Source organism: Mesorhizobium sp. B2-3-15 (genome assembly GCF_006442875.1).
Taxonomy (GTDB): Bacteria; Pseudomonadota; Alphaproteobacteria; order Rhizobiales; family Rhizobiaceae; genus Mesorhizobium; species Mesorhizobium australicum.
On the sequence record NZ_VFVO01000006.1, the window covers coordinates 162,001 to 187,959 of the forward strand.

26 protein-coding genes are annotated in these 25,959 nt (G+C 64.0%); 15 read left to right on the plus strand and 11 right to left on the minus strand.

Features of this window, described 5'->3' with window-relative positions; genetic code table 11:
* Positions 1–107: 107 nt before the first annotated feature.
* Positions 108–866: an SDR family oxidoreductase gene (locus FJ954_RS14395; protein ID WP_140661743.1), complete on the minus strand. Its 759-nt coding sequence runs from the start codon at positions 864–866 to the stop codon at positions 108–110.
* A 102-nt stretch (positions 867–968) separates the two neighbouring features.
* Positions 969–1,343, minus strand: coding sequence for a DUF2568 domain-containing protein (locus FJ954_RS14400; RefSeq protein ID WP_224583250.1), 375 nt, complete (start codon positions 1,341–1,343; stop codon positions 969–971).
* A gap of 197 nt (positions 1,344–1,540) precedes the next feature.
* On the opposite strand from FJ954_RS14400, the gene FJ954_RS14405 reads away from it, so the two are divergent.
* The 8 genes from FJ954_RS14405 (at position 1,541) to FJ954_RS14440 (ending at position 9,285) form a co-directional block, all read left to right on the plus strand.
* Positions 1,541–2,794, plus strand: coding sequence for a sarcosine oxidase subunit beta (locus FJ954_RS14405; protein ID WP_140661744.1), 1,254 nt, complete (start codon positions 1,541–1,543; stop codon positions 2,792–2,794).
* Positions 2,795–2,796: 2 nt separating this feature from the next.
* Positions 2,797–3,219 (plus strand): hypothetical protein, encoded by a 423-nt coding sequence (locus tag FJ954_RS14410; protein WP_041163669.1) that lies wholly within the window; start codon positions 2,797–2,799, stop codon positions 3,217–3,219.
* 11 nt (positions 3,220–3,230) lie between these two features.
* The gene (locus tag FJ954_RS14415; RefSeq protein WP_015315781.1) at positions 3,231–3,527 is read left to right on the plus strand and encodes a sarcosine oxidase subunit delta; all 297 of its coding nucleotides are present in this window, start codon (positions 3,231–3,233) and stop codon (positions 3,525–3,527) included.
* On the plus strand, positions 3,524–6,517 hold the full coding sequence (locus FJ954_RS14420) for a sarcosine oxidase subunit alpha (protein WP_140661745.1): 2,994 nt from the start codon (positions 3,524–3,526) through the stop codon (positions 6,515–6,517). Before FJ954_RS14415 ends, FJ954_RS14420 begins: the two co-directional genes overlap by 4 nt.
* Positions 6,510–7,091, plus strand: a complete 582-nt coding sequence (locus FJ954_RS14425; RefSeq protein ID WP_015315783.1) for a sarcosine oxidase subunit gamma — start codon at positions 6,510–6,512, stop codon at positions 7,089–7,091. The genes FJ954_RS14420 and FJ954_RS14425 overlap by 8 nt, the downstream gene beginning before the upstream one ends.
* Positions 7,092–7,149: 58 nt before the next feature.
* Positions 7,150–7,374, plus strand: a complete 225-nt coding sequence (locus FJ954_RS14430) for a hypothetical protein (protein WP_041163323.1) — start codon at positions 7,150–7,152, stop codon at positions 7,372–7,374.
* A 76-nt stretch (positions 7,375–7,450) separates the two neighbouring features.
* The gene (locus FJ954_RS14435) at positions 7,451–8,236 is read left to right on the plus strand and encodes a ThuA domain-containing protein (RefSeq protein ID WP_140661746.1); all 786 of its coding nucleotides are present in this window, start codon (positions 7,451–7,453) and stop codon (positions 8,234–8,236) included.
* On the plus strand, positions 8,236–9,285 hold the full coding sequence (locus FJ954_RS14440) for a Gfo/Idh/MocA family oxidoreductase (protein ID WP_140661747.1): 1,050 nt from the start codon (positions 8,236–8,238) through the stop codon (positions 9,283–9,285). The genes FJ954_RS14435 and FJ954_RS14440 overlap by 1 nt, the downstream gene beginning before the upstream one ends.
* A gap of 49 nt (positions 9,286–9,334) precedes the next feature.
* On the opposite strand, the gene FJ954_RS14445 is transcribed toward FJ954_RS14440, so the two are convergent.
* The 6 genes from FJ954_RS14445 to FJ954_RS14470 form a co-directional block, all read right to left on the minus strand.
* Positions 9,335–9,583 (minus strand): DUF680 domain-containing protein, encoded by a 249-nt coding sequence (locus FJ954_RS14445; protein ID WP_140661748.1) that lies wholly within the window; start codon positions 9,581–9,583, stop codon positions 9,335–9,337.
* A 188-nt stretch (positions 9,584–9,771) separates the two neighbouring features.
* On the minus strand, positions 9,772–10,416 hold the full coding sequence (locus tag FJ954_RS14450; RefSeq protein WP_140618770.1) for a TetR/AcrR family transcriptional regulator: 645 nt from the start codon (positions 10,414–10,416) through the stop codon (positions 9,772–9,774).
* A gap of 91 nt (positions 10,417–10,507) precedes the next feature.
* Positions 10,508–11,284, minus strand: a complete 777-nt coding sequence (locus FJ954_RS14455; protein WP_140661749.1) for an SDR family oxidoreductase — start codon at positions 11,282–11,284, stop codon at positions 10,508–10,510.
* A 3-nt stretch (positions 11,285–11,287) separates the two neighbouring features.
* Positions 11,288–12,322, minus strand: coding sequence for a phosphotransferase (locus FJ954_RS14460; RefSeq protein WP_140661750.1), 1,035 nt, complete (start codon positions 12,320–12,322; stop codon positions 11,288–11,290).
* Positions 12,319–12,804, minus strand: coding sequence for a MaoC family dehydratase (locus FJ954_RS14465; protein ID WP_281407724.1), 486 nt, complete (start codon positions 12,802–12,804; stop codon positions 12,319–12,321). Before FJ954_RS14465 ends, FJ954_RS14460 begins: the two co-directional genes overlap by 4 nt.
* Before the next feature lie 39 nt (positions 12,805–12,843).
* Positions 12,844–13,659, minus strand: a complete 816-nt coding sequence (locus FJ954_RS14470) for an SDR family oxidoreductase (RefSeq protein WP_140661751.1) — start codon at positions 13,657–13,659, stop codon at positions 12,844–12,846.
* A gap of 113 nt (positions 13,660–13,772) precedes the next feature.
* Here FJ954_RS14470 and FJ954_RS14475 point away from each other — a divergent pair, with 113 nt between their 5' ends.
* The 6 genes from FJ954_RS14475 to FJ954_RS14500 all read left to right on the plus strand — a co-directional run bounded on the left by FJ954_RS14475 (position 13,773) and on the right by FJ954_RS14500 (position 19,672).
* Positions 13,773–15,014 carry an acyl-CoA dehydrogenase family protein gene (locus FJ954_RS14475; protein ID WP_140661752.1) on the plus strand — a complete coding sequence of 414 codons (1,242 nt, stop codon included), beginning with the start codon at positions 13,773–13,775 and terminating at the stop codon, positions 15,012–15,014.
* A gap of 45 nt (positions 15,015–15,059) precedes the next feature.
* Entirely contained in the window at positions 15,060–16,097 is a 1,038-nt protein-coding gene (locus tag FJ954_RS14480) for a zinc-binding dehydrogenase (protein ID WP_015315794.1), read from the plus strand.
* Positions 16,098–16,307: 210 nt separating this feature from the next.
* Complete coding sequence (locus tag FJ954_RS14485) at positions 16,308–17,474, plus strand: glycosyltransferase family 87 protein (protein WP_140661753.1); 1,167 nt, start codon at positions 16,308–16,310, stop codon at positions 17,472–17,474.
* Complete coding sequence (locus FJ954_RS14490; RefSeq protein ID WP_140661754.1) at positions 17,467–18,453, plus strand: glycosyltransferase family 2 protein; 987 nt, start codon at positions 17,467–17,469, stop codon at positions 18,451–18,453. The genes FJ954_RS14485 and FJ954_RS14490 overlap by 8 nt, the downstream gene beginning before the upstream one ends.
* Positions 18,450–19,268, plus strand: a complete 819-nt coding sequence (locus FJ954_RS14495) for a ChbG/HpnK family deacetylase (RefSeq protein WP_140661755.1) — start codon at positions 18,450–18,452, stop codon at positions 19,266–19,268. Before FJ954_RS14490 ends, FJ954_RS14495 begins: the two co-directional genes overlap by 4 nt.
* The gene (locus FJ954_RS14500; RefSeq protein ID WP_140661756.1) at positions 19,265–19,672 is read left to right on the plus strand and encodes a GtrA family protein; all 408 of its coding nucleotides are present in this window, start codon (positions 19,265–19,267) and stop codon (positions 19,670–19,672) included. The genes FJ954_RS14495 and FJ954_RS14500 overlap by 4 nt, the downstream gene beginning before the upstream one ends.
* Before the next feature lie 6 nt (positions 19,673–19,678).
* On the opposite strand, the gene FJ954_RS14505 is transcribed toward FJ954_RS14500, so the two are convergent.
* The 3 genes from FJ954_RS14505 to FJ954_RS14515 form a co-directional block, all read right to left on the minus strand.
* The gene (locus FJ954_RS14505) at positions 19,679–22,810 is read right to left on the minus strand and encodes an efflux RND transporter permease subunit (protein WP_015315799.1); all 3,132 of its coding nucleotides are present in this window, start codon (positions 22,808–22,810) and stop codon (positions 19,679–19,681) included.
* The gene (locus FJ954_RS14510; protein ID WP_140661757.1) at positions 22,807–23,967 is read right to left on the minus strand and encodes an efflux RND transporter periplasmic adaptor subunit; all 1,161 of its coding nucleotides are present in this window, start codon (positions 23,965–23,967) and stop codon (positions 22,807–22,809) included. The genes FJ954_RS14505 and FJ954_RS14510 overlap by 4 nt, the downstream gene beginning before the upstream one ends.
* A 200-nt stretch (positions 23,968–24,167) precedes the next feature.
* Entirely contained in the window at positions 24,168–24,995 is an 828-nt protein-coding gene (locus tag FJ954_RS14515) for a MurR/RpiR family transcriptional regulator (RefSeq protein ID WP_140661758.1), read from the minus strand.
* A gap of 145 nt (positions 24,996–25,140) precedes the next feature.
* On the opposite strand from FJ954_RS14515, the gene FJ954_RS14520 reads away from it, so the two are divergent.
* Positions 25,141–25,959, plus strand: coding sequence for an N-formylglutamate amidohydrolase (locus tag FJ954_RS14520; RefSeq protein ID WP_140661759.1), 819 nt, complete (start codon positions 25,141–25,143; stop codon positions 25,957–25,959).

Genomic DNA, 25,959 nt, shown 5'->3' on the forward strand with positions numbered 1-25,959 from the left:
CAAGAAGACCCGTTTCGACAGGAAACGGAATCGCCAAATCGCGCCGAAAAAGCAAGAGCGGCGGCCTGCGTCACAACGACGAACAGGCCCGTTCACCGCAAAATCCTTCACGTCCGGTTGATCGACACACCGCCATCGGCAAACAACGCGGTACCCGTGGTGAAGCTCGAGGCGTCAGAGGCAAGGTAAAGCGCCGAGCGGGCGATCTCTTGCGGCTGGGCCATGCGTTTCAGGGCATGGAGGCCCTCGACGAAGGCGCGGGCCTCGGGTGTGGTCGTCGTCGCACCCGGTGTGTCGGTGCCACCCGGCAGCAGCGCGTTGACGCGCAGTCGCTTCGGTCCATATTCGGCGGCCAGCACCTGCGTCAAACCGATCAGGCCTGCCTTGGCGGCAGCGTAGGCGGCCATGCCCGGCATGCCGGCGGTATAACCGACAAAGCTCGATGTGAAGATCAGCGAGCCGCCGCCGCGCTCCAGCATGGCCGGTATCTGATACTTCGCGCCGAGAAAGGCGCTGGTCAGATTGGTATCCATCGTCCCGTGCCATGTCTGTGCCGACATGTCGGGGACGGAGCCCATCAATCCGACGGAGCCGGCATTGTTCAACGCGATGTCGAGCCCGCCGAAGCTGCCGACCGCCAACTCGACGAGGGCTTTCGCATAGGTCTCGTCGGTGACATCTCCCGCGAGAACGACGGCCGTGCCGCCGGCGTCCTCGATTTCGACTGCGAGTGCATCAAGCGCCGTTTGGCGGCGAGCGGAAATGACGAGCTTGGCGCCTTCCTCGGCGAACAGCTTTGCCGTGGCGCGGCCGATGCCGGAACTGGCACCGGTGACGATGGCGATCTTGTTGGCGAGTGCGAGCATGTTTGGCATCCTTGTCCTTCGCGCCAGCTTCGCCGGCGATCGGATGCTTGGTCGCAAATCGGCAGAACAGCAGCCACCCGAAAGCTGCAGAGATTCGCGCCACTACCGCCGCAGCAGCCATGCCAGACGATCCAGCGAGAACGCGTAGCTGATGACGATCAGCAAGGCCATGATGATGGCCGTAATGGTATGGCCCGCCAAATGGAAACCCGCGGCGCCGCCGAACAGGACGATGAATTCCAGCGCCAGCCTGACAGCGCCCGGTACAGGCACCGGTGCCCGGCCCGACCGGCTTGGATCGTTGAGGACCGCGAAGATACCCCATGCCGCGGCTGCGGCGAGCGGCAAGGCAATGGCGAGGACCCAACGCCACGCTTCGTCCGAAAGGCTCCAGCCTGCCATGCCGAGGCCGAGCAAGGCGGCAAGCTCCAGCAGGAAGCGCAATGTGAGATTCCACCAGGCGTTGCCCATCATCATCCTCCGAATCCCAGCGCCGAGAAGTGTGACTGAAGGCAATCGTGGGAGCCAGGCCGGATAGCTCTTTTTCAGCGCGGCGCAAAACGGCAAGCGCCGTCGCAAACAGCGCAAGGGTGGCAGCGCTGTTTCGCTAGTGATACACCTCGCGCGCCGGGGCTTGATGATGAACGCCCGGCTGCCATTTGCGAGGCTGGAACGTGAAGAAATATTCGGTATTCGCCATCGCCCGCGAGGCCATGCGCGGCCACAAGGGCTGGGAGGAACAATGGTCCTCGCCGGAGCCGAAGAAGGAATACGACGTTATCATCGTCGGCGCCGGCGGCCATGGGCTGGCAACCGCCTATTACCTCGCGACCGTGCACGGCATCACCAATGTCGCGGTGCTGGAAAAGGGCTGGCTGGGCGGCGGCAATACCGGCCGCAACACCACCATCATCCGTTCCAACTATCTCTATGACGAGAGCGCCGGGATTTATGACCATGCGCTGAAGCTCTGGGACGGGCTCTCCCAGGAGCTCAACTACAACGTCATGTATTCGGCGCGTGGCGTCATGATGCTGGCGCACAATGTGCACGACATCCAGGTGCTGAAGCGCCATGTGCACGCCAACCGGCTCAACGGCATTGACAATGAATGGCTGACACCCGAGCAGGCGAAAGCATTCTGCCCGCCGCTCAACACCTCCAAGGACGCACGCTATCCGGTGGTCGGTGCGGCGCTGCAGCGTCGTGGCGGCACGGCGCGCCATGACGCGGTCGCCTGGGGTTATGCGCGCGGCGCCTCGGCGCGCGGCGTGCACATCATCCAGAACTGCGAGGTGACCGGCGTCAAGCGGGCCGCCAATGGCGCGGTGACGGGCGTCGACACGACGCGCGGCTTCATCGGCGCCAAGAAGGTTGGCGTCGTCGCCGCCGGACACTCCTCCGTCATCATGAACATGGCCGGCGTGCGCATGCCGCTGGAAAGCTATCCGCTGCAGGCGCTGGTGTCGGAGCCGATCAAGCCGGTCGTGCCTTGCGTTGTGATGTCGAACACGGTGCACGCCTATATCTCGCAGTCCGACAAGGGCGAGCTGGTGATCGGCGCCGGCACCGACCAGTATGTCTCCTATTCGCAGACCGGTGGGCTGCACATTCTTCAGCATACGCTCGACGCCATCTGCGAAATGTTCCCGATCTTCACGCGCATGAAGATGCTGCGGTCGTGGGGCGGCATCGTCGACGTCACACCCGACCGCTCGCCGATCCTGGCCAAGACGCCGGTGCCCGGCCTCTACGTCAATTGCGGCTGGGGCACGGGCGGCTTCAAGGCGACGCCGGGGTCCGGGCATGTCTTTGCCCACACCATCGCCAAGGACGATCCGCACCCGATCAACGCGCCCTTCACCATCGAGCGCTTCCGCACAGGCCGCCTCATCGACGAGGCGGCGGCCGCGGCGGTGGCGCACTGATGATGATGGCCGAGGTGGCAGTCGCGGTGCCGCTGATGCTGGCGGGGGAACAGGGCATGTTCCATGTTCCGACGGCGCAGGAAGTGCGGCTGCAGCCGATCAGCCGTGCGGGAAACGAGACCGGCTGGCCGTTTTCTGTCGACGAGGGAATGCTCGCCTGCGTCTGGAGTGTCGGCCAGAAAGTGGTGATGTTCTTCGAAGGCAGGCCGTATGGGCTGGATGAAGACGAGGATTTCCAGCCGCGTGGCGTCATCGTTACGACAGATCCGATGCAGCTGACGCTCGGCAACATGGCCAACCGCGATCTGTTCAGCGCGGCGACGAGCGTCGAGGAGCGGCTGCGGCTCGTCGCTCCCTTCATGACTATGGGCCAGAAGCTTTGCGATCAACCGGCTGGCGCGCGCGTCGGCCACGGCGAATTGTAGGAACAAACACGATGCTTCTCATCCGCTGCCCCTATTGCGAGGAAGAGCGCCCGGAACTCGAATTCCGCAACGCCGGCGAGGCGCACATCGCACGCTCGGCCAACATATCAGGCGAGAGCGACGACGACTTCGAGAAGTTCTTCTTCATTCGCTCCAATCCAAAGGGCATTATCTATGAGCGCTGGCGCCACATGCATGGCTGCGCGCGCTTCTTCAACGCGGTGCGAGACACCGTCACCGACAAGTTCGTCATGACCTACAAGGCCGGCGAACCGAAACCCTCCAAGCTGCCCGGAGTAGCGAAATGAGCGGCGCGTTGCGCATTCCCGGCGCCGGACGCCTCAGCCAGGCCAAGACCGCGCGGTTCAGCTTCGACGGCCAGTCCTATGAGGGCATCGAGGGGGACACTCTGGCCTCGGCGCTGCTCGCCAATGGCGTGCATCTGGTCGGCCGATCGTTCAAGTACCACCGCCCGCGCGGCATCCTGTCGGCCGGCGCGGAAGAGCCCAACGCGCTGGTGCAGATCGTGCGTGACGACGCGCGCAAGACGCCGAACGTGCGCGCCACCGTGCAGGAGCTCTATGACGGGCTCGCCGCCAATTCGCAGAACCGCTGGCCGTCGCTGTCCTTCGATGTCAGCGCGGTCAACGACCTGGCCTCGCCGCTGTTCTCGGCCGGTTTCTACTACAAAACCTTCATGTGGCCGAAGGCGGCCTGGAAGAGCCTCTACGAACCCAAGATCCGCGAAGCCGCCGGCCTCGGTGTTTCGCCCGACAAACCCGATCCCGACCATTATTCGTCGCGCTACGCCCATTGCGACGTGCTGGTGCTGGGCGGCGGCGCGGCCGGCATCGCGGCGGCACTTGCCGCGGCGGAGACCGGCGTGCGCGTCATCCTGGCCGACGAGCAGGCCGAGTTCGGCGGCAGCCTGCGCTTCGAATCTGGTGCGAAGATCGACGGCCAGGACGGCTTTGCCTGGGCACAAGCGGCGATCGCCAGACTGAGCGCGATGGACAATGTCCGGGTGCTGCCGCGCACCACGGCGTTCGGCTATTACGCGCAGAATTTCGTCGGTCTGGTCGAGCGCGTCAGCGATCACCTGAAGGTCCCCGGCCACGATCTGCCGCGCGAACGGCTCTGGCAGGTCCGCGCCAAGCGCGTGGTGCTGGCCTCCGGCGCCATCGAGCGTCACATGGTGTTTGCCAACAATGACAGGCCCGGCATCATGCTGGCGGGTGCGGCGCGCACCTTCCTCAACCATTATGGTGTCGCGGTTGGCCGGAATGTCGGCGTCTACACCGCCAACGATTCGGCTTACGGCGCCGCGATCGACCTGAAGAAGGCCGGCATCAACGTGGCGGCGATCGTCGATTTGCGTGACAACCCGACCGGCCCGGTGATCGATGAGGCCAGGGCCCTCGGCATCGAGATCAATTTCGGCCGTGCAGTGATCCGCGCCGGCGGCAAGCTACGCGTGTCGTCGATGACGGTGCAGCCGAAGAATGGCGGCGGCGAACGCACTATTCCCGTCGATGCGATCCTGATGTCCGCCGGCTGGACGCCGTCGGTGCATCTGTTCTCGCAATCGCGCGGCAAGGTTGCCTTCAACGACGAGACCAAGCGCTTCGTGCCTGGCACCTACGCGCAGGACTGCGTGTCGGTCGGCGCCTGCAACGGCACCGACGGCCTGACGGCGACCGTGGACGAGGCCTATGCGGCGGGCGCCAAGGCGGCGAAAGAAACAGGCGGCAAGGCGTCCAAGGGCACCAAGCCGAAGGTCGAAGCCTCGGAAAGCTGGTCGCGCGGCATGCTGGGTGCTGGCCCCGGCGCCGGGCCGGACACGACGGTGAAAGCCTTCGTCGATTTCCAGAACGACGTGACCGCCAAGGACATCCGCCAGGCGGTGCATGAAGGCATGCGCTCGATCGAGCATGTCAAGCGCTTCACCACCAACGGCATGGCGACCGACCAGGGCAAGACCTCTAACATGCACGGACTGGCGATTGCCGCCGAAACCCTGGGCAAGCCGATCCCGGAAGTCGGCCTGACCACGTTCCGCGCGCCCTACACGCCTGTCACCTTCGGCGCGATCGTCAGCCACGCGCGTGGGCCGCTGTTCGACCCAACACGCAGAACCGCGATCCATCCCTGGGCCGAGGCGCAAGGCGCGGTGTTCGAGGATGTCGGCCAGTGGAAGCGCGCCTGGTACTTCCCCAAGGCAGGCGAGGACATGCATGCGGCGGTCGACCGCGAATGCGTCGCCGTCCGCAACCAGGCCGGCCTGTTCGATGCGTCGACGCTGGGCAAGATCGAAGTGGTCGGCCCCGACGCGGCGAAGTTCATGGAACTGCTCTACACCAATCCGTGGGAGAAGCTGGAGCCCGGCCGCTGCCGCTATGGCATCATGCTGCGCGAGGACGGCTTCATCTATGATGACGGCGTCGTCGGCAGGCTGGCGCCGGACCGCTTCCATGTAACGACGACGACGGGCGGCGCGCCGCGCGTCATGAACCACATGGAGGATTACCTCCAGACCGAGTTCCCGCATCTTAATGTCTGGCTGACCTCGATCACCGAGCAGTGGGCGGTCATTGCCGTCCAGGGGCCGAAGTCGCGCGAGATCATTGCGCCGCTGGTCGAAGGCATCGACATGTCCGACGAGGCGCTGCCGCACATGTCGGTGCGCGAGGGCAAGATCTGCGGCGTGCCGACGAGGCTGTTCCGCATGTCGTTCACCGGCGAACGCGGTTTCGAGGTCAATGTGCCGGCCGACCATGGCCAGGCGGTCTGGGAAGCGTTGTGGGCCGAGGGCCAGAAGCATGGCGCCACCGCTTACGGCACCGAGGCGATGCACGTGCTGCGCGCCGAGAAGGGCTACATCATCGTAGGCCAGGATACGGACGGTACGGTGACGCCAAACGATGCCGGTCTGGACTGGGCGGTCGGCAAGAAGAAGGCCGATTTCGTCGGCATTCGCGGCCTGACGCGGCCTGATCTCGTCGCCAAGGGCCGCAAGCAACTGGTCGGCCTGAAGACCAAGGATCCAAAGGTGGTGCTGGAAGAAGGCGCGCAGATCGTCGAGGATCCCAAGCAGGCGATCCCGATGAAGATGATCGGCCATGTCACCTCGAGCTATTGGTCGCAAAATTGCGGCCGTTCCATCGCGCTGGGGCTGGTGGCCGGCGGCCGTGACCGGATGGGCGACACGCTCTATGTACCGATGCCGAACGGGGTCATCGAAGTGGAGGTTACCGGCATGGTGTTCTTCGACGAGACGGGAGGGCGCCTCAATGGCTAAGGCTGCTGCAAAGACGGCCACGATGGCTTCATCATCAGCAGAGCGGCGTCCGGCATTGGCCGGGCGCACTGTCTCCGCAACGAGTGTCAAGGTCGAAGTGCTGCCGCCGGCCGAGCGTATCTCGCTGCGCGCCCCGGAGGCTTCAGTCGCCGCTTTGTCGAAGGCGCTCGGCCTGACCTTGCCGAAGAAGCCGAAAACCTCGGCGTCGAAGGGCGGGCGTACGGCGTTGTGGCTTGGCCCGGACGAGTGGCTTGTCATCGACGAGGCCGGCAAGGACCCACTCGCCGATTGCGCAGGAGTTTCCGCCTTGCATTCGTCGGTCGGCATCTCGCATCGCAACATCGCGATTTTAGTCGCCGGTCCGGCGGCGGAAGCCGCGATCAATTCGGGCTGCCCGCAGGACCTGTCGCTCGACGCCTTCCCGGTGGGCGCCGCTTCGCGCACCATTCTCGGCAAGGCCGAGATCGTGCTGCTGCGCACGGCCGACGAGGCCTTCCGGGTCGAGTGCTGGCGTTCCTTCTCGGACTATGTCTTTACTTTCCTGTCCGAGGGAGCCCGCGACGCCGCCGGCTGACCCCGGAACGTTTGCCGCCCGCGTCCGTTGAGCGGCGACAGTCGAGGGAGAGATGCCGATGCCGTCGAAGTCCGCGCCGAAATCGCCGAAAACCGCGGCGGTCCGTTCGCTCGAACATGAGCGGCATTACGAGGCTGACGCCGAAGAGGAACTTGAGGAAGGCCTCGAGGACACGTTCCCGGCCAGCGATCCCGTGTCGATTACCGGGTCGTCCATTCCTGGAGCACCGGCGAAACCCGGCAAGGCCAAGACCGTCCCCGGCCGCAAGACCCGCAAACCCTGATTTCAGAATTTTTGGCTGACGGCCTCTTCCCAAGACCTCCGTGGATGCGATATTCAAAGCGCTTTGGAGAGGAAAAATGCCTGTTAGAGCCGTTGTCTGGGGTGAAAACGTCCATGAACAGACCAATGCTGCCGTGCGCGACCTCTATCCGCTGGGTATGCATGGCACCATTGCCGCCGCACTCAACCAGGACAAGGGCGTCGAAGCGACCACCGCCACCTTGCAGGAACCCGAGCATGGCCTGAGCGAGACGCGCCTGGCCGCCACCGACGTGCTTTTATGGTGGGGCCATGCCGCCCACGGCGAGGTCAAGGACGAGATCGTCGAGCGCGTGCAGAAGCGGGTCTGGGAAGGCATGGGGTTGATCGTGCTCCATTCAGGCCACTACTCGAAGATCTTCAAGCGGCTGATGGGCACGCCCTGTTCGCTGAAATGGCGCGAGGCGGGCGAGCGCGAGCGTGTCTGGGCGATCAACCGCGGCCACCCGATCGCGCAAGGCATCGGCGAATGCCTGGAGATCGGCGAGACGGAAATGTATGGTGAGCCGTTCGCCGTGCCGGAGCCGCTGGAGACGGTATTTGTCTCCTGGTACCAAGGCGGCGAGGTGTTCCGATCGGGGCTGACCTATCAGCGCGGGGCGGGAAAAATCTTCTACTTCTCGCCGGGCCATGAGACCTATCCGATCTATCACAATGAAGGCGTTCAGCAGGTGCTGCGCAACGCCGTGCATTGGGCGCACAACCCGGCCCCGGCCTGGTCCGGCATCACCAATGCGCCAAACGTGTCGACGGACAAGGCCAAGGAGAAGATCGTCCAGAAAGGCCTGCGCCTGCATGCGGACGGTGACAAGGGACTGAGCTGATGCACCGCCTGCTTTTGCTCGGCACCGGTTGGATCGCGGCGCATCATATCGAGGAGTTCGGTCAGGTCCCGGGCTGCGCCATCGTCGCTTGCGTGGACCACCTGCCGGGCCGCGCGGCGGCGTTCGCAGCCGCCAACAAAATAGGCACTTTCTTTGAAAGCCTCGATGCGGCGATCGCTTGGGGTGAGTTCGATGCCGCCATCAACGCCACGCCCGACCAGGTTCACAAGGCGACGACGCTGGCCCTGCTGGCCGCCGGGAAACATGTGTTCTGCGAAAAGCCGCTGGCGCCGAACCACGCCGATGCGCTTGCGATGAGCGATGCCGCCGAGGCGGCCGGGCTCGTCAACATGGTCAACCTGACCTATCGCAACACTCCGGTGATCCAGGAGGCGCGGCGCATGGTGCAGGCCGGCGAGATCGGCGAGTTGCGCCATGTCGAGGCGAGCTACCGGCAAAGCTGGCTGGTCAGCAAGTTCTGGGGCGATTGGCGGGTCGACGACAAATGGCTGTGGCGCCTGTCGGGCCGGCACGGTTCGACAGGTGTTTTGGGCGATGTCGGCATCCATATCCTCGACTTCGCGACCTATGGGGCGGCCGAGGATATCGTCAGCCTGCATGCCGATCTTGTGACCTTTCCGAAGGCGGAAGGCGACCGCATCGGCGACTATGTGCTCGACGTCAATGACAGCTTGGCGATAACGGCGCGGCTCGGTTCAGGCGCGCTGGCCACGATCATGGCCAGCCGCTACACGACAGGCCACGGCAATGATTTGTCGCTGGCCCTGCACGGTACCAAGGGCGCGATCAAGGTCGAGACCGACGGCAAGGTTTCGAAACTGTCCGCTTGCCTGGGTGACGACGTCGATCAGCACCGTTGGCGGACGCTGACGCCTCCAGGCGTCAAGCACAACGCCCAGCGCTTTGTCGATGCGCTGGACACGGGACAGAACGGTGATCCGTCGTTCCGGCGGGCCGCCGACATGCAAAGGCTGATCGACGCCGCCTTCGAAAGTTCAGCGACCAAACTGCCGGTCTCGATCGGCTGAAATCACCATCCGGCCGGCTGAGCCGGCCCGAACCTACTTTCGAAAAATCTCAGTAGGCGCTCGGCATGATCCACGGGTTCACCGTGATGCCGAGCCGGGGACCCTTCCCGTCGGTCGTGGCTTCCGTGGAGGCCTCCTTGTCGACTGAGCCGGTCGAAGCGCAATCGAGCTTCATATTGGTCTTGGTGTCGACGCAGGTCGCGGCGGGAACGTGCTTGACCGCGTGGGTGGCGTTGGCGGCAAAGGCCGAGCCCGAAAGTGCCAGCACGGCGGCGAGGGTGAGGAGTGTCTTTTTCATGGTCTGTCTCCGGTTTCGGCGGGTGAATTTTTTCCGTACATGTACGTTATCTCGTACAGATACGTCCGTCGATCGCGAAGTTCAAGAGAAAATCGTACACGTACGGTAGTTTTTTGTTAACCAAGAAAGTCGCCGCGGAAGGTTTGGAGGGGGCGGTGCGGAATCTAGGAGAACAAAGGATATAGCGCTCAGCAGTTGACCGGTGTCTCGGTCAATGGCGGCACATATTGCGTGCTGAGCGTGGCAAGGGTGAAGTCGCACATTCGCTTCACGAAAGCCTGCGGGTCGCCGAACGGGTAGAAGGGGAAGGTGATCAAAAGCGAGATCGTGCCATGGCCGACGGCCCACAGTATGGTGGCGATGGCGCGTGGATCGCCATGCAATTTGCCGGCGGCGACACAGGCCTCGACCCTGCTGATCAGCGCCTTCATTGCGGGGTTGCTTTCCTCCATGTCCTCGTAGCTCCTGCCTTCCGGCAGCTTGGTCTTTTCGGTCATGAAGACGGTGCGGTATTCGTTGGGGTTGCCGAGCCCGAAGGCGGCATATTCGGTCATGACCGCCTGCAAGGCCTCGATCGGATCGTCGGACGGGTGCTCCTCGATGCGTCGGGCGAGCGTTTCGAACGCGTCCTCGGCCAGGGCGAACAGGATGTCCTGCTTGTCGGCGAAGTAGGAATAGACCGACATCGGCGCATAGCCGACCCGCTTGGCCAGCTTGCGGATGGTCAAGCCTTCATAGCCTTCTTCCTGGACGAGCTTGTGCGCGGCCGCGACAAGCTCCGAGCGCAGTTCGGCCTTTTGTTTCTCGCGGCGTTTCTGGACGCTCAGCGGCAAGTCCGTTGCCCTTGTCTGGTTGGTGCCTGGCTAAATTATATACGCTGTACGGAAACGGACAAGGGCGCCGCGGGTTCCCATGCGGCAGGCGTCAGATCGCGCCGACACCGCCATCGATGGCCAGCGCATGGCCGGTCATGAAGGAATTGGCTGGGTCGGCGGCAAACAGGATGGCCGTGGTGATCTCGTCGACTTCCGCCACGCGCTTCATCGGTATGCCACGGGTCAGCTCGGCCAACGCCTCTGCCTCCGGAATGCCGGAGACGCTCACGAAACCGTCTATCATGCCCGTTCTGGTGTGGGCGGGGCAGATGGCATTGATGCGCAGACCCTTGCTGGCATATTCGACCGCCGCCGACCGGGTCAGGCCGATCACGCCATGCTTGGCGGCTGCATAGACCGAAAGCTTCGGCGCGCCCGAAAGGCCGGCGGCCGAGGCAATGTTGACGATGGCGCCGCCCTTGCCGGTCGCCTTGAACTGCCGCTCCATTTGCGGGATCTGGTGCTTCATGGCGTAGAAGACGCCGAGCAGGTCGATCTCGAGCACCCGGCGGGCTTCGTCCGATGGAACCTGCGGCAGGCGCACGAAACTCTGAACGATGCCGGCATTGTTGACGGCGACATCCAGGCGGCCAAATTTTTCCAACGCCAGCGCCACCAGTGCTTCCGACAGTGCCTCCTCGGCAATGTTGCCTGCCAGCATCGCGGTCTCGGTATCGAGCGTCTCGGCGAAACTCATCAGGGCCGTTTCATTCAGGTCCGAGAGAACCAGCCGGGCGCCTTCGGCGGCAAAGCCCTTGGCGGCGCCACGGCCGAGGCCGCCGGCCGCGCCCGTGATCAGCACCGTGGCTCCATCAAAGCGGCCCATTGCTTAGTCTTCCTTGTCGATCAGCTCGGCGGCGAGGTGCGACAGCAGCTTCACCGCCTCGCCATAGGTTCTGGCTTTTTTCGGATTGGAAGCATTGCCGTCCAGCGCCCGCCTGTAGACACCCTGGCAGATTGCCGCCAGACGGAAGAAGGAGAAGGCGAGGAAGAACGTCCAGTTGCCGATGCCGGCGAGACCGCGCCGCCGGCAATAGGCAGCGACATAGTCCTCTTCCAAGGGCAGGCCGAGTGCCGGGCGATCGATGCCGCCAAGGCCGCGAAAGCCGGAGGCATGCGGCAGGCGCCATTGCATGCATTGATAGGCGATGTCGGCGAAGGGGTGGCCCGATGTCGACAATTCCCAGTCGAGCACCGCCAGTACCCTCGGCTGGTCCGGCGCAAAGATCAGATTGTCCAGCCGATAGTCGCCATGCACCAGCGATATCAGGCCGTCATCGACCGGCAGGTGGGTTTCCAGCCAGGCGATCAGCCGGTCCATGTCGGCAATGATGCCGGTTTCGGAAGCACGGTACTGGCCGGTCCAGCGTGCCAGCTGCCGCTCGAAGTAATTGCCGGGGCGTCCGAAATCGCCAAGACCCACGGCCTCGACATTGACATCGTGCAGGGCGGCGAGCGTGGCGTTCATGGCGTCGTAGATCGCGGCGCGTTCCTCGTTGCCGTGCGCCTCCGGCAGTGCCGGATCCCAGAAGATGCGGCCGTCCAGGAAATCCATGACGTAGAACATGCGGCCGATGGGCGAATCCTCGGTCGACAGGTGCAGCATTTCGGGCACTGGTACGGCGGTGCCGGAAAGCGCCTTCATCACACGGAATTCGCGGTCTACTTGGTGAGCCGATTTCAGGAGTTGGCCTGGCGGCTTGGCGCGCAGCACGTAACGGCCGCTTGCCGCCGTCAGGAGATAGGTCGGGTTGGATTGGCCGGATTTGAATTTTTCGACGGCCGCGAGTCCGGAAAAACCCGGGATATGCGCGTCGAGGTAAGGCGCGAGCGTCGCCTGGTCGAGCGCGTTGGCCTCGTTCATGCTGTCTCGGGCTGGCGTTCAAGCAAGGTCAGCGTCAGCCAACGGGCGGTGAGCGCCGGTTTTTTGGAGCCTTCGATCTCGATGGTCACGTCGTGCGCCGTCTGCACCCAGCCCGACGGCCTGACCTTGACGTCGGCCAGCACGAAACGGGTGCGGATGCGCGCGCCGGTCTTCACCGGGGCGAGAAAGCGCAGCGAATCGAAACCGTGATTGACGCCCATCTTGCCGTTTTCCAGCGGCGGCATGGTCTCGAACGTCATCGCCGACAGCAGCGACAGCGACAGGAAGCCATGCGCGATGGTGCCGCCGAACGGCGTTTCGCGCTTGGCCCGCTCCGGATCGCAGTGGATGAACTGGTGGTCGTCGGTGGCGTCGGCGAACTGGTCGATCATGCGTTGCGTGACCACCCGCCAGGACGAAACGCCGACCTCCTTGCCGACACTGGCCAGAAGCACATCGAGACTGATTGGTTCCACGCTCATGTCCTCCAGTTCACCTCCGGCTTCTGCGGCCGGAAAATGTCATTCCTTGAACAAGGTCAACCCATGCTGCACCGACTGCCCGCCGTCGATCGGAAGGATGGCGCCGGTGACATAGCTGCCTGCACGGCTGCACAAATAGAGCGTTGCGCCGGCAATGTCATCCGGTGTGCCGATGCGGCCGATCGGGACATGGCCGCCGACATGCCTGGCCTGCTCGTCCGTGCCGGTGGCAAATGCGGTCATGCGGCTCTGGAAGGGACCGGGGGCAAAGGCGTTGACGGTGATGCGGCGGCCGGCGAATTCGAGCGCCAGCGTGCGTGTCAGGTGATGAACGGCCGCCTTGGAGGCGGTGTAGGAATAGGCGTCGTCGGCCAGCGGCTGCGTTCCCATCACCGAGCCCAGATTGATCACGCGGGCAGGATCTTCGTCGCTGGCGGCGGCATCGAGCAGCGGCAGCAATTCGCGCGTCAGATGGAAAACCGCGGTGACATTGACGCCGAACACCTTGGCCCATGCCGAATAAGGGAAGCTCTCCAGCGGCGCACCCCAGGACACGCCGGCATTGTTGATGAGGATATCGAGTTTGCCGGTGCGCGCCTTGACTTCGCCGACCAAGGCGGCAATGCCGGCCTCGCTGGAGACGTCGCCGGCAAAGCCTTCCGCTTGGCCCGAAGCGCCAAGCCCGTTCAACTCACTGGCCACCTTGATGCAGTCCTCGCCCTTGCGCGAGGCGATCATCACGCTGGCGCCGGCCTTGATCAGCGCGGTCGCCGCCATGCGGCCGATGCCGGTCGCGGCTCCCGTCACCAGCGCGGTCTTGCCGGTGACCGAAAACAGATCGTCCAGATAGCTCATCACAATCCTCCGCACGGCCTGCGGGCAAACAGTTCGCGTTGACAAGGCTATCCGAAGTACGGTCATCCTTGCCACTGACAAAATGCCCGGCCTGCATGAAGGGTTAGCGACCGATGACGGAGATGAATCTCGGCATGACCGAGCGGTTGAGGCCGATCCACGCCCGCGTCGCGGCCATGGTGCGCGACGAGATCATGCCGCTCGACAAGGAATTCCTGAGCGAGGTCGGCAAGGCCGGCGACCGTTGGGTCTACACCAAGCGCCAGGGGGAGATCCTTGAAGGTTTGAAGAAGACCGCACGGGAGCGCGGCCTATGGAACTTCTGGCTGACCGGTTCGGAACGCGGCTACGGCCTGTCCACCGTCGAATACGCCTATTTGGCCGAGGAGATGGGCAAGGCCCATCTGGGCGCCGAAACCTTCAACTGCTCGGCACCCGACACCGGCAACATGGAGGTTCTGGAACGCTACGGCTCGGCCGAGCACAAGCGGGAATGGCTCGAGCCGCTGCTGGACGGAAAGATCCGCTCGGCCTATCTCATGACGGAGCCGGACGTCGCCTCCTCCGACGCCACCAACATTTCCATGCGCTGCGAGCGGCAGGGCGGCGACTATCTGCTCAACGGCGAGAAATGGTGGGCGTCGGGTGCCGGTGACCCACGCTGCGCCATTTACATCGTCATGGTGCGGACCGCCGGCGATGAAGAGCCACAGCACCGCCGCCATTCGATGATCCTGGTTCCCTCGGGCGCGAAGGGCGTGACCAAGGTCCGGGCGATGCAGGTCTATGGCGACGATGACGCGCCGCATGGCCACATGCATCTTCGCTTCGACAATGTGCGGATATCGACGTCGAACCTGATCCTCGGCGAGGGCAGGGGCTTCGAAATCGCGCAAGGCCGGCTCGGCCCCGGCCGCATCCATCACTGCATGCGCGCCATCGGCCAGGCCGAGATGGCGCTGGAGATGCTGTGCCAGCGTTCCCTACGCCGCGAGGCCTTCGGCCAGAAGCTGGCGAAACTCGGCGCCAATCTCGACATCATCGCCGAATGCCGCATGGAGATCGAGATGGCCCGGCTGCTCTGCCTCAAGGCGGCATGGATGATCGATCAGGGCGACTCGCGGGCCGCGGCCCCCTGGATCAGCCAGATCAAGGTCATCGCGCCGCGCGTGGCGCTCAAGGTCACCGACGAGGCGGTGCAGATGTTCGGCGCGCAAGGCATCAGCCAGGATACGCCTCTCGCACGCTCGTGGACGCATCTCAGGACGCTGCGCCTCGCCGACGGGCCCGATGCAGTGCATCGGCGGCAGGTGGCACGCATGGAGCTGAAGAAATACACGCATGAAAAGATCTGAGCGCTGCCCGGCAGCGTTGCCGCTGACAAACAAGGAATACCGTCAATGACGATCCCCTCCGAAATGAAGGCGCTGCTCTTGGTCGGTGACGGCTATACGAGGACGCCGAGCGGCAGTGCGCTCGAGGCGATGGAGCCGTATCTCGAGCCGGGCAGCATCCCTGTGCCTGCGCCCGGACCTGGCCAAGTGCTGATCAAGGTCAGCCTCGCTTCGATCAATCCATCGGATGTCGCCTTCATCAAGGGCCAGTACGGCCAGCCGCGCGTTATGGGCCGTCCGGCCGGCTTCGAGGGTGTCGGCACGGTCGTCGCGGGCAGCGAGGAGCCCTATCCCAAGAGCCTTGTCGGCAAGCGCGTCGCTTTCGCCACCGGTCTGAGCAATTGGGGCTCGTGGGCTGAATATGCCGTCGCCGAGGCGGCGGCCTGCATTCCGCTTCTCGATACGGTTCGAGACGAGGATGGCGCTGCGATGATCGTCAATCCGCTGACCGCGATCGCCATGTTCGACATCGTCAAGCAGGAAGGCGAAAAGGCCTTCGTCATGACCGCCGGTGCGAGCCAGCTCTGCAAGCTGATCATCGGGCTGGCGAGGGAGGAAGGGTTTCGGCCTGTTGTCACGGTGCGCCGTGACGAGCAGATCGCGTTGCTGAAACAACTTGGAGCGGCGCATGTCCTCAACGAGAAGGTGCCTGATTTCGAGGCCACGCTGCGCGAGGTGATGAAGGCCGAACAGCCGCGCATCTTCCTCGATGCCGTCACCGGGCCGCTGGCGTCAGCCATCTTCAACGCGATGCCAAAAAGGGCGCGCTGGATCATCTACGGCCGGCTTGATCCCGAGGCAACGATCATCCGCGAGCCTGGCCAGCTGATCTTCCAGCACAAGCACATCGAAGGCTTCTGGCTGAGCGAGTGGATGCGGCAATCCAGGGATCGGCGAGGTCCGGCGGTCCTCGAGGCACAGAAGCGTTTTTCCGACGGACGCTGGTCGACCGACGTGACGGCGGTCATTCCGCTGGCCGAGGCAATGGCGCGAATGCCGGCGGAACTGGCCAAGCCCAACGGCAAGGTGTTCATCCGGCCCTGATGCCGTCTTATGCGGCGCCGGAAGGGCGATCGCAGGCTTTCTGGACGCTTTTTCCAGTTCGGTCGACCATCCTTGACAATCCCCGAAATTGATCGCCGCGTCTTTCGGCCCCTATGCCTCGTCGCTTTGTCCGTGATATGTCGCCGCCATCGAATGCCGGGACGGCGCCAAGGCTGAGGCGTCTTCCCCAATGGCGTGCGGGGTGAATTGATGACGATTTCCAAGCCGGTTTTCGATCGTTTGGGGCTGGGCATATGGATCGGGGCATTCCTGATCGTTCTCGGCCTGGTGCTATGGTCGCCCGGCACGCGCACGGTGACGCAGGCCTATGGATATGGCAGCGAAGCATTCCTGACCGGGCGGCCGCTGTACAATCTTCAATCCGAGATGGGGTACCTGTATGCACCAGCCTTCGCCGCGCTTTACCTGCCGGTGCTGAAGCTCGGACCCTATCTGGGCGGCGTGGTGTGGCATGTGGTGGGCTTCGCAGCGCTCACCTTCGCGGCGATGCGGCAAGTGCGCAAAATCGGCGGTGAGGAATTGCCATGGCTGCTTTCCTTCGGCCTCTTCCTTGCCCTGCCGATGGCGCTGGGTGCGATCCGCAACGGCCAGGCGACGATCCTTTTGACCGCGGCCTGCTGGCTTCTGACCCTGTCGGCGCTCGAAGGGCGGCGCGCCGAAACCTTCTTCTGGGCTTCGGTCGCCATCATCGCCAAACCGACCGCGATCATCATGCTTTTGCTGGTGGGAGCCCTGCGCCTGCGGCTGATACCCGTGCTCGTGCTGGCAGTGCTGTTGGTACTGGCCATACCGTACGCGTTCGCGCCTGCCGGCTACCTCAACCAGCAGTACGGCGATTTCGCCCGCATGTTGACCTCCATGGCCGTCGACAAGTCCGGCCACTTTGTCCCTACCGACTTCACGGCGCCTTTCACCTCGGCCGGGCTGCCCATGCCTGAGTTCGCCGCCACGATCGTGCGCATCGTCGGGGCATTGCTTACGCTGTCGACCGTCCTCTGGTTCGACCGCAAGCTCCAGCCTGGAATAGCCGCACTGGCGATCTTCCTGGCGGCTGCCTTCTACATGTGCGTCTTCAATCCGCGTGTCGAGCCAAATACCTATGCCATGATCGCCGTGCCCGCCGGCCTCGCTATCGCCACACTGTGGCGGGAGGAGCGTGGCGGCGTCCTGGCCTCGGTGCTGTCGACGGTATTGTTCCTCACAGGTTTGACCAGCGTCGAGCGCCACATGCATGATTTCTTCTACCCTTGGTTCCGGCCGATCGCGGTCACCTTCATCGCCTGTTCGCTGATCTGGTGGTTCTGGGCCAAGGCGCGCGAAAAGATCGTGAGCGTCGGACCCGTTGCACATGGCTGATCCGCGTCAAAAACTCGACATCGTGGCGCCCTTCTTCAACGAGGCGCAATCGGCGTCGGCCTTTGCCGCCCTGCTCGACAGGCTCGAGGAAGCGGTATCAAGCCGTTTCGGCATGGCCGTCCACAAGATCCTGGTCGACGACGGCAGCCTCGACGATGGCGCCAGGCGATTTTCGCAAGCCCTGTCGGGATCGTGGGAGATCGTTCGCCTCAGCCGCAATTTCGGCAAGGAGGTCGCGGTGCTCGCCGGCCTCGACCAGTCGCGGGGCGACATGGTGCTGATCATGGATTCGGATCTGCAGCATTCCATGGATATCAGCTTGAAGATGATCGCCGAGCTGGTGGAAAGCCCAGACATCGACGTCGTATACGCGCAGAACGACCGCCGCGAGGCGAGCTGGCGGCGCAGCCAGCTGGCGCGACTTTTCTACAGCCTGATCAACAGCAGCCAGCGTTTCGACATTCCGGAGAACGCCGGTGATTTCCGCGTCATGCGCGGTCCCGTGGTGCGCGCGCTGACCAGCCTGCGCGACAAGCGGCGCTTCAACAAGGGCCTGTTCGCCTGGGCCGGTTTCCGTCAGAAAGCCATATCCTATTCGCCGGAAAACCGCGCCATCGGCACGTCGAAATGGAGCCGGCTCAACCTGATCGCCTTTTCGCTGGAAGGGTTTACATCGTTTTCCGTCATTCCGCTGCGCATCATCAGCTTGAGCGGGATGCTGGCGGCGCTGGCGGGCGTCGTTTACGGCGCCAAAGTGTTCTTCGAGGTGATGTTCTACGGCGTTGCCGTGCCTGGTTACCCCAGCCTGATGGTCGCCGTCGTGCTGCTCGGCGGTCTCAACCTCACCTTGCTCGGCCTGATCGGCGAATATGTCTGGGTCACGCTGTCGGAGAGCAAGGACCGGCCGGTCTATCTGGTGCGCGATGTGGTGCTCAGCGAGACCGCTCACGACAAGCCGCCGGGCGCGTCCCGCGGATGACGCGGCGCATTCGCCTGATCGCCGATGACTACGGGCTGGCACCAGGGATTTGCGCCGGCATTCTCGACCTGCTCGACCGCGGACGCCTGACCGGCACCAGCTGCATGACCGGTTTTCCGGAATGGGCCGAGGCGGCGGCGCGCATAAAGCCGCTGCGCGGCCGCGCGGCGATCGGGCTGCACCTGACCCTTACGGACCAGCCAGCGGTCACAGGCAAATCGAGCCTGGCGCCCGGGGGCCGGTTGCCGCCGCTTCGTTCGCTGGCCCTGCCGGTCCTGCGCGGGCGGGTCGACGAGCGCGACGTCCATGCCGAACTCGACGCGCAATATAGCCGTTTCGTCGAGGCGCTGGGCCGCAAACCCGACTTCATCGACGGTCATCAGCACGTGCATTTCCTGCCTGTCGTGCGCGGCTGGCTGCGGACACGTTTTCCCGACACTGCCGGCAGGCCGGTGCTGCGAGGCGCACCGGCGCTGAGCGATGCCGCCGCCGCACCGAAAATCGCGGCAATCGCTGCCGTGGCCGCCGGCTTCAACCAATCGATGCAGCGTGCCGGCTTTGCCGTTTTGAAGCCGCTCGCCGGCATCTATGACTGGCGGCAACCCGAAAAGTTCGCCCCCTTGCTGGAGGCTGCCGTCGAAGCGCTGTCGGACCGTGGGCTGTTCATGTGCCACCCCGGCCATGTCGACCAAACGCTGTGCGCGCGTGACCCGATGCAAGGCGTGCGCGAAGTGGAATTCGGCGTTCTGGCTTCGGATGCGTTCGGCGCGAGCCTGGCCCGAGCCGGTGTCGAGATCTTGGACGGCCGGGAATGAATGGCGTTCAGCCACGGCGTTCGACCGGCAGCAAGATCGTCCGTTTTGCGCTGGTCGGACTGGCAAATACGGCCATCGACCTTGCCGGTTTTTTCCTGCTGCTCAAGCTGCACGCCCCGCCGCTGTCCGCCAATGTCATCTCTTGGTCGATTGCCGTCGTCTTCTCTTTCGTGGCGAATGGCTTCTGGTCGTTCGAACGCAATCACGCCATTCGGCTGCATGACGCCTTCCTGCGCTTCGTCTCGGCTGGGGCGTTGATTTCGCTCGGCGTGTCCAGCCTGTCGATCGCACTCTTCGCCGGCATCGGCGGTGTGTGGCCGGCAAAGATCGGCGGGGTCATCGTGGCGGCCGTGCTGAACTTCCTTGCCGCGCGTTGGTCGATCGAGGGCCGGCTGCTGAAATAGGTATCTCTATTCCGCCGGTTCCACGTTGGTGTAGGCGGCTTCCTCGAGTTCGCGCTTCAGCCGTGCTTCCTCATGGGTCTTCGGTGTGACGAAGCGGCCAAGCAGGAGATAAGCGACCGGGGTCAGGAACAGTGTCGAGATGGTGGCCAGGCCAAGCCCGCCGACAATGACCCAGCCGAGCGCCACGCGTGCCTCGGCGCCAGCGCCGGCGGCCAGCACGAGCGGCACACCGCCAAGTATGGTGCAGATCATCGTCATCATCACCGGCCGCAGGCGGATCGTGGAAGCCTGCTCGATCGCTTCGCGCACGCCCAGGCCCCGATCTCGCAGCTGATTGGCGAATTCGACGATCAGGATGCCGTTCTTGGCCATGACGCCGACCAGGAGCACCAGGCCGATCTGGCTGTAGGCGTTGAGGCTGGTGCCTGAAAGAAGCAGCGCGAAAATGGCGCAGGCAAGGCCGAGCGGCACCGTCGCCATGATGATGACGGCGCTGACGAAACTCTCGAACTGGGCGGCCAGCACCAGGAGGATGATGACCAGGGCGAAGCCGAAGATGGTGACCATGGCGCTGTTGGTTTCACCCAAAGTCGCAGCCTCGGCCAGGGGCAGGATGCGGCTTCCAGGCGGCAGGAGCGGCGTGGCGATCTGCTCGGCGCGTGTCAGCGCATCGCCAAGCGCGAAATTGCCAGAAAGGTTCGAGGTGATCGCCACCGAAGGCTGCTGCTGTTCGCGCGACAGCGACGGTGGTACGGCGCGCTCGGTCAGGGTGGCGATGGTCGACATCGGCACGAAGCGGCCATCCGCCGTCTTGAGGAACACATTTTCCAGATCGGTCGGATCGTTGATCGGATTGGTGGTCGAGACCAGTTTCACCCCGTAGCTGCGGTCGGCGATGTAGACATCGACGACGTCGTTGCCGTCGAGCATGGCTTGCATGGTGTTGGCGAGCCCCGTGATGTCGATGCCGAGATCGGAGGCGCGCTCACGATCTATCGCTACGGCCAGTTGCGGCTGCGTCGGGTCGATCGACAGGCGCGGCGTCTGAAAGCGCTCATCCTTCTGCATCTCGGCGATGATCTTGACCGCTGCATCGCCAAGCGCCTTTCGGTCGTTGCCAACCAGAGCGAATTGCAGGCCGTTGCCGGCGCCGCGGATGCCGAGACTGTTGGGTTGGACCGGGAAGATCCGCACGCTGGGCACCTGCCTGGTCAACTGACTGATCTCGGCCATGATCTCCTGCTGGCTGCGGCTGCGCTCGTCCCACGGCGCCAGCGTCATCACCATGAAGCCCGAATTGTAGGAACCGTTCTGGCCGGCGTTTTCGAAGGTCGAGCGGATCTCGCCGGAATCGCGCATCGGCTGGATCAGCCGCTCGATCTTCTGCATCTGCTGCGTCGTGTAGTCGAGACTGACGCCTTGCGGGGCGTTGATGCGCAACAGCACGGCGGCGCGGTCCTCGGTCGGCGTCAGTTCCTGGCGGATGGTGCCGAACAGCGCGAAGGCGACGCCGGCAAACAGCACCGCGACCAGAACCACGATCCAGGGCGCGTCGAGGCAAGCGTGCAGCGCGCGCTTGTAGCCGGCATTCAGGACGCCGCCGATGCGAGCGCCGATGCCTTGGCCGCCTTCGTGGTGAAGCGGCGCGCTGGTCAGCATGCGCGAGGCAAGCATCGGGCAAAGCGTCAGCGCGACCACGCAGGACAGAAGCACCGACATCGCAAGCACGAAACCGAATTCGCGGAACAGGCCGCCGGTCTGGCCGGGCAGGAACGAGATCGGCACGAAGACGGCGACAAGCGTCAGTGTCGTGGCGACGACGGCGAAGAACACTTCCTGCGCGCCGAGCACGGCCGCCGCACGCGGCCCCATGCCTTCATTGCGCCGTCGCACGATGTTTTCCAAGACGACGATGGCGTCGTCGACCACAAGGCCGGTGGCCAGCACCAAAGCGAGCAGCGTCAGGATGTTGACCGAGAAGCCGGCTAGATAGATGGCGGCGATGGTGCCGATCATGGCGACCGGCATCGACAGGCCGGGGATGAGCGTGGCGCGCCAGTCGAGCAGGAAGATGTAGATGACGATCAGCACCATGGTGACCGACAGGCCAAGCGCGATCTCGACCTCGTGCACCGCACCCTTGACGAAGACAGCGTCGTCGCTGGTGATCTTGATCGACATGCCCTTGGGCAGGTTCTCCTGCAGCTTGGCGACGGCGACCTGGACGCCCGTCGAAATGTCCAGCGTGTTCGATTCCGCCTGGCGGATAATACCGAGGCCGATTCCGGTCTTGCCGTCCGAACGCAGCGTCGTCTGGCCAACATCGGGGCCGAGCGTGACGGTCGCGACATCGCGGATGCGCGTCGTGCCGCCGATGATGATGTTTTCGAATTCCTCGGGCGTCGTCACGTCGGCCGTGGTGCGGACGATCAGGTCCTGGTTGGTCGTTGTGATCGACCCGGCCGGGGAATCGAAGGCGACGGAGGCAAGCGCCGCCCGGAGGTCGGCGACCGTGAAGCCGAGGCTGGCGAGCTTGTTCTGGTCGACATCGATGCGAAAGATCTTGTCGCGGTCGCCATAGACCTGGACGTCGGCGACGCCGGGCACGGCGGCCAGTTCGTCCTCGATCTGATCCTGGACCACCACCGTCATGTCCTGGATCGACATGGTGTCCGAAGTCACCGCCAGCCGCATCACCGCGTCGGAATTGGCATCGGCCTTGACGATGCGCGGCGGATCGGCGGTATCGGGCATCTGGTTGGCGACCCGGCCGACGGCATCACGCACATCCGAGGCGGCGACATTGAGATCGACACCGTCGTTGAACTCGATGGTGACGCGGCTCGAGCCGAAGGAGGAGGAAGACGAGATCGATTTGACGCCGGAGACGCGAGCGACGGCGCCCTCGATCGTGTCGGTCAGTTCGCGGTCGACGGTTTCGGCGGCCGCGCCTTCGAAGGTCGTGGAGACCGTGACGACGGCGCGGTCGACGTCGGGCAATTCGCGGATTTCGACACCGTAGAAGGCAGCGAGGCCGGCAACGGCAATAAGAGTGTTCAGCACGAACGCCATGACCGGCCTGCGGATGAACAGCGCGGTGAAGCCGGTATCGCTGGCGGCGTTGACGGAGCCGGTCATGAGCCTTCCGCGGCGTTGGCGGCGCGCTGCTCCTGGCCCGCGATGCGAACCTCGCCGCCTTCGCTGACACTTTGGGTGCCTTCGGTGACCACCATGTCGCCGCTGTCGATCTCCGCGTCGATCAATACGGTCTCGGTGTTGCGCTGGATGATGCGCACCGGCACGCGCCTGGCCTTGCCGTCCTCGACCTGCCAGACATAGGCGCCGTCCGAACCCCAGAGGATCGCCAGCGGGCTGACGGCCGGATAGGTCTCGCCGGGGAATTTCATGGTGATGGAGAACGACATGCCGGCGCGCAGCGAATCGGCCGGATTGGCGATGGTGGCCTTGACCAGAAGTGTGCGGCTCTTTTCGTCGATATGATTGTCGATCGCCGAAACCGTGCCGGTGTACGCGTTGCTCGGATTGGCGATCGGCGTCGCCGTCAATCGCGCGCCGACCTTGACGGCGGCGGCGAAGCGCTCGGGTACCTGGAAATCGACCAGGATAGAGGACCGGTCGTCAAGCGTGGCGATCGCCGACTGGTTGGTGACGTAATTGCCGGCCGAGATCGGCAGGATGCCGACCGTGCCGGTGATCGGCGCCAAGATCGAGCGGCGCTGCAGTGCAAGCTCGGCATCCTGAAGCGCCAGCTTGGCGCCGGCCAGAACCACTTCGGCATCGGCGACCGCGACCGGTGTCGCCGCGTTGGAGGCACGCAGCGACTTGACGCGGTCGAGCTTGGACTGAGCATCCTGCAAGGCAAGCTTGGCGCGGTCCTGTGCGATGATCTCCGTCTCGGAATCGAGCGTTGCGATGATCTGTCCCTTGTCGACATGAGTGCCGGATTCGACCAGCAACTCGGCAAGACGGCCGGAACTGTAGGGATTGACGGTCACCGAGGCGTTGGCACGGCCGGTGCCGATCGCCTGCAGGCGGTCGTTTATGGTGGCCGTACCGGCAGGCAAGGCGACGACGTTGACCTGCCGGACTCCATTGCGATTGCCAGCCTGTTTCGCGCCGTCCGCACCGCTTCTGGCGGGAGGCGTTGCCGCGTAGGCCCAATCCATTCCCCAGCGCGCCAGCACTGCCGGCGCGCCTGGATAGAAGCGTGCCCAGGCGGCCGCGGCGGCGACCACGATCACAAGCGCAACGACAATTTGCTTCCAGGTCCGCATCGACACTCCGGTTTCAGAAATCGTCGGCCATTCCCGAAGGACCGGCACAGCGACGATGCGGGCGGGCGGCAAAAATCCGGCCACGCCACACCCCGATATCAGCGGTTTATGGCAATTATCACGCAATCGTGCACATTAAATCTCGGTAACGTGAAACCGAGACGGCCGTGAAGCCGATGCAGTGATCCGGAGGATTCTGCTTATCGCAGGCCTTCCATCTCGCGGATGCGCCGGGCGCCGTCGGCCTCGAGTTGCCTGGTGACGGCGCCGATCAGCGTTTCGGCGACGACGAAAAGTGCCGCGGAGGAATCCCATGCGGAAGGCACGGCGGTTCGTCCGGCGATGACATGGCGAGCAAAGCGGGCGATCGGCGACAGCCACTGGTCGGTGAACAGTACGATCTGAACGCCGCGCTGATGCGCCTTCTCGGCGAAGCGGACGAGGCTGTCCTGGTAGCGCCTGATGTCGAAGATCACCAGCACGTCGCGCTTGCCCATGTCAATCAGCCGGTCACGCCACATGCTCTCCTGGCCGGCGAGGTGAAAGACATCGGGCTGGATGACGGCGAGATGGGCGGCCATGTAGCGCGCCAGTGGGTCGGTAAAGCGGCCGCCGATCAGGAATGTCTTGCCACGCCGCTCGGCCAGCCTGGTGGCAATGTCGGCAAGCTGCTTGTCGGACAGATGCCTGAAGGTCTCGCGCATATTGTCCAGCGTTGCTTCCAGCATGGGCGACACCGTGCCGCCAATAGGCGAGGGCGGATTGAGCGTTCGTATCGCCGGCGATTGCAATTGCGCCGCCAGTTCATCCTGCAGGCTCGACTGGAACTCGGGGTAATTCTGGAAACCCAGCCGGGCAACGAAACGCAGGATCGTCGGCGAGGAAACGCCGGCCGCGGATGAGAATTCGGCGACTGTCTTGAGGCCGATCATCGGATAGCTCGCGATCAGCGTCTGCGCTGCGCGCCGTTCGCCGGCGGGCATCGCGCCGATACGGTCGGCAATCAATTCGGCAATGTTGGAAATCATCTTTTCCCCACCCTTGGCCCGCCGATCGTCTTTTCCCCAGATCGCATTTGACAAAGCCAAACAAACTGTATGAAATCATCCACCGGGACGCAATGAAACAAAATACGTAACATACGATACAGCGCTCCCAGGGGACGGCAGGACTATGGAGACAGCGCGGCCCGCCAGCCTTGCATCGTCTGCTACCGTGGGGGTGACGAACCCCGGCGGATCGAGCCCCTTCGTGCTGACCTGCGACCACGCTTCCAATTTCCTGCCGGCTGAATTCGGCACGCTCGGCCTCGCCGCCGACGACCTGTCGCGTCACATCGCTTGGGATCCCGGCGCACTGCCGGTTGCGCTGCGGATGGCGCAGGCGCTTGATGCGACGCTGGTCGAAACCCGCATTTCGCGTCTCGTCATCGACTGCAACCGGCCGCTCGACGCGCCGGACCTTGTGCCGCCGGTCAGCGAAACCACTGCCATACCGGGCAATACCGGCCTGTCGGAAAAACAGCGCGCGGCGCGGGTCGCCCTGTCATGGCAACCGTTCCATGGCGCCATCGAGCGCATCGTCGAGGACCGGTTGGCGCGCGGCCAGGAGACCCGCCTGGTTTCCGTTCATTCCTTCACGCCGGTCTACAAGGGCCGCAATCGGCCCTGGCATATCGGCATCATCCATGACGAAGATCGCCGGCTGGCGGCGCCGCTGATATCGGCGCTGCAACGGCTCTCAGGCATCACCGTCGGCATCAACGAGCCCTATTCGCCGGCCGACCGCGTCTATTTCACGCTGGAACGGCATGCGCGCTCGCGCGGGCTACCCTGCGCGATGATCGAAATCCGCAACGATGAAATCTCCGGCGAAACCGGGCAGCGGAAATGGGCGGATATGCTCACGGGCATTTTTTCGGATCTGGAGCCAGAGGAGGCCAAGGGCTCTCGACGAAGCGCAGTCGGAAAGTCAGTTCAATCGGCCAGCTAA

Bases quoted from the DNA above. Each gene is read 5' to 3' on its own strand.
- FJ954_RS14440 (WP_140661747.1), top strand. From the start codon at position 8,236: ATGCACCGCCTGCTTTTGCTCGGCACCGGTTGGATCGCGGCGCATCAT.
- FJ954_RS14425 (WP_015315783.1), top strand. From the start codon at position 6,510: ATGGCTAAGGCTGCTGCAAAGACGGCCACGATGGCTTCATCATCAGCA.
- FJ954_RS14495 (WP_140661755.1), top strand. From the start codon at position 18,450: ATGACGCGGCGCATTCGCCTGATCGCCGATGACTACGGGCTGGCACCA.
- FJ954_RS14475 (WP_140661752.1), top strand. From the start codon at position 13,773: ATGACGGAGATGAATCTCGGCATGACCGAGCGGTTGAGGCCGATCCAC.
- FJ954_RS14515 (WP_140661758.1), bottom strand. From the start codon at position 24,995: ATGATTTCCAACATTGCCGAATTGATTGCCGACCGTATCGGCGCGATG.
- FJ954_RS14505 (WP_015315799.1), bottom strand. From the start codon at position 22,810: ATGACCGGCTCCGTCAACGCCGCCAGCGATACCGGCTTCACCGCGCTG.
- FJ954_RS14395 (WP_140661743.1), bottom strand. From the start codon at position 866: ATGCTCGCACTCGCCAACAAGATCGCCATCGTCACCGGTGCCAGTTCC.
- FJ954_RS14490 (WP_140661754.1), top strand. From the start codon at position 17,467: ATGGCTGATCCGCGTCAAAAACTCGACATCGTGGCGCCCTTCTTCAAC.
- FJ954_RS14430 (WP_041163323.1), top strand. From the start codon at position 7,150: ATGCCGTCGAAGTCCGCGCCGAAATCGCCGAAAACCGCGGCGGTCCGT.
- FJ954_RS14435 (WP_140661746.1), top strand. From the start codon at position 7,451: ATGCCTGTTAGAGCCGTTGTCTGGGGTGAAAACGTCCATGAACAGACC.
- FJ954_RS14470 (WP_140661751.1), bottom strand. From the start codon at position 13,659: ATGAGCTATCTGGACGATCTGTTTTCGGTCACCGGCAAGACCGCGCTG.
- FJ954_RS14410 (WP_041163669.1), top strand. From the start codon at position 2,797: ATGATGGCCGAGGTGGCAGTCGCGGTGCCGCTGATGCTGGCGGGGGAA.
- FJ954_RS14460 (WP_140661750.1), bottom strand. From the start codon at position 12,322: ATGAACGAGGCCAACGCGCTCGACCAGGCGACGCTCGCGCCTTACCTC.
- FJ954_RS14400 (WP_224583250.1), bottom strand. From the start codon at position 1,343: ATGATGATGGGCAACGCCTGGTGGAATCTCACATTGCGCTTCCTGCTG.
- FJ954_RS14510 (WP_140661757.1), bottom strand. From the start codon at position 23,967: ATGCGGACCTGGAAGCAAATTGTCGTTGCGCTTGTGATCGTGGTCGCC.
- FJ954_RS14455 (WP_140661749.1), bottom strand. From the start codon at position 11,284: ATGGGCCGCTTTGATGGAGCCACGGTGCTGATCACGGGCGCGGCCGGC.
- FJ954_RS14465 (WP_281407724.1), bottom strand. From the start codon at position 12,804: ATGAGCGTGGAACCAATCAGTCTCGATGTGCTTCTGGCCAGTGTCGGC.
- FJ954_RS14415 (WP_015315781.1), top strand. From the start codon at position 3,231: ATGCTTCTCATCCGCTGCCCCTATTGCGAGGAAGAGCGCCCGGAACTC.
- FJ954_RS14445 (WP_140661748.1), bottom strand. From the start codon at position 9,583: ATGAAAAAGACACTCCTCACCCTCGCCGCCGTGCTGGCACTTTCGGGC.
- FJ954_RS14485 (WP_140661753.1), top strand. From the start codon at position 16,308: ATGACGATTTCCAAGCCGGTTTTCGATCGTTTGGGGCTGGGCATATGG.
- FJ954_RS14480 (WP_015315794.1), top strand. From the start codon at position 15,060: ATGACGATCCCCTCCGAAATGAAGGCGCTGCTCTTGGTCGGTGACGGC.
- FJ954_RS14500 (WP_140661756.1), top strand. From the start codon at position 19,265: ATGAATGGCGTTCAGCCACGGCGTTCGACCGGCAGCAAGATCGTCCGT.
- FJ954_RS14420 (WP_140661745.1), top strand. From the start codon at position 3,524: ATGAGCGGCGCGTTGCGCATTCCCGGCGCCGGACGCCTCAGCCAGGCC.
- FJ954_RS14520 (WP_140661759.1), top strand. From the start codon at position 25,141: ATGGAGACAGCGCGGCCCGCCAGCCTTGCATCGTCTGCTACCGTGGGG.